Source organism: Acinetobacter sp. UBA3132 (assembly GCF_002364825.1).
Taxonomy (GTDB): Bacteria; Pseudomonadota; Gammaproteobacteria; order Pseudomonadales; family Moraxellaceae; genus Acinetobacter; species Acinetobacter schindleri.
This window is the reverse complement of record NZ_DEZM01000159.1, coordinates 1884-2547: the sequence shown is the minus strand read 5'-3', so window position 1 is coordinate 2547 and position 664 is coordinate 1884. Positions and strand designations below refer to the sequence as shown.

General features: G+C 43.5%; 1 protein-coding gene. It reads right to left on the bottom strand.

What is annotated here, in order from left to right; all coding sequences use genetic code 11:
- Nucleotides 1–34 precede the first annotated feature (34 nt).
- Nucleotides 35–664 (bottom strand): histidinol dehydrogenase (gene hisD, locus B4033_RS08715; RefSeq protein ID WP_286833249.1); only part of this gene is annotated, 630 nt, incomplete at its 5' end.

The following is a 664-nucleotide window of genomic DNA, read 5'->3' as shown; positions in this document are numbered from 1 at the left end:
AGGAGAGGGTTAGGGAGAGGTTTTATATTTTTAATTACTGATAACGATAACGTGCAGAACGTGCATGTGCATCAAGATTTTCTTCTTGCGCCAAAATGTCTGCAGTTTTCGCTAAAGTTTTCACGCCTTGTTCAGAGCACATAATCAAGCTTGAACGCTTTTGGAAATCATATACACCAAGTGGGGATGAAAAACGTGCTGTACCCGAAGTTGGTAAGACATGATTTGGCCCTGCACAGTAGTCACCAATCGCTTCAGGGGTGTAACGACCCATGAAGATCGCACCAGCATGACGAATATCTTCAGCCATTTTTTCTGCTTCATCTAAACAAAGCATTAAGTGTTCAGGCGCGACTTGGTTAATCAGTTCAGCACCTTCAGCACGATCTTTCACTAATACCAGTGCACCACGGTTCTCGATAGACGTACGTGCGATCTCAGCTTTTGGTAAAGCTTCTAAGTGTTTTTCAATCCATTCACCAACTGCATTCAACAACGCTTCATCAGGTGTAATGAATACTGCTTGCGCAACCGTGTCATGCTCAGCTTGTGACAATAAATCCATTGCCAGCCACTCAGCATTATTTTCACCTTCCGCATACACTAGAATTTCAGAAGGTCCGGCAATCATATCGATACCGACTTGACCAAATACCGCACGTTT